Genomic DNA, 1,191 nt, shown 5'->3' on the forward strand with positions numbered 1-1,191 from the left:
CAGCGAACTCATCACCTTCAGATGAGCCGCCAGCAGCACGCTCTTGAGCGACGTGTTCGCCCTCAGCGCCAGCCCACGCAACCCCTCCTCAAGATCCGCGAACGACACTTCGGTGCCGATCCGCTCGCGCAGGGAGTCGGTGTCCTCCGACCAGGCTGCCGGAATCCGCAACGGCGCGTGCTCATCGACCACACCCCGCCAGAAGGACCGGTCCGCGTCGCTGCCCAGCGACTCCAGTTCCGCCGCCACGAAGTCGGCGTAGCGGACCGAAGGCGCCTCGTACTCGGGCAGCTCACGGCCGTCGCGCAGGTGCTGGTAGCACGCGACGATCTCCATCGCGAGGGTGTTGATGGTCCAGCCCTCGGCGATGGCGTGGTTGTAGCTGAAGGTCAGCCGCCACGTCTCGTTCGACTCCAGGTGTACGGCGAGCCTCATCAGGGACGTGCTCGTCAGGTCCGACGGCGCTGCGCACTCCTCGTAGGCGAACGCGCGGAGTGCCTCGCGCTGCTCCACGGCCTGCAGCTCGCGCAGGTCCTGGACGGTCAGCGGCAGTTCGGCGTCGGCGTGCACAAGTTGCAGCGGCTGCGAGTACCCGCTCAGGTGCATCGACGTGCGCAGGACGTCGTGACGGCTCGCCACCACGCCCACCGCTGCCCGCAGGGCCTCGGCCGAGAAGGGCCGCGCATCCGGAATACGGAACGAGTTGATGTTGTGGTAGGCGACCTGGTCCTCACCCCGGTCGAGGGTGGCCAGCATTTCCACCAGCATGCCGGTCTGGATCTGCGACAGCGGGTAGGCGTCGACCACGTCCTCGGGCAGCGCGGCCCGGTCCTCGGCACTGATCAGCGCGAACGGCTCCACCGCGGCGATCAGCGACTCACCCGCCGTCTGTCCCGACAGCTGGACCGAGAGTGCTCCGACGCTCCGGTGCTCGAACACGTCGCGCACCGACACCTCGTAGCCGGCGGCACGCAGCGCACCGACCAGGCGCACGGACCGGATGGAGTCGCCGCCGAGGTCGAAGAAGCTGTCCTCGACACCGACCCGTTCCACGCCCAGGACCTCGGACCAGATCGCGGCCAGCCGTTCCTCCAGCGGGGTGCGCGGGGCCACGTAGTGGCTCGCCGAGAACATCTCCGCCTCGGGAGCGGGCAGCGCACGGTGGTCGACCTTGCCACTGTTGGTCAGCGG

Annotated in this window: 1 protein-coding gene; it reads right to left on the reverse strand. The window is 68.9% G+C overall.

The features are described from left to right. Positions 1 to 1,191: condensation domain-containing protein (locus IE244_RS41515; RefSeq protein ID WP_229854921.1), on the reverse strand; the 1,191-nt coding region annotated here is incomplete at both ends.

This window comes from Streptomyces filipinensis (genome assembly GCF_014649495.1).
In the GTDB taxonomy this organism is placed as follows: Bacteria; Actinomycetota; Actinomycetes; order Streptomycetales; family Streptomycetaceae; genus Streptomyces; species Streptomyces filipinensis.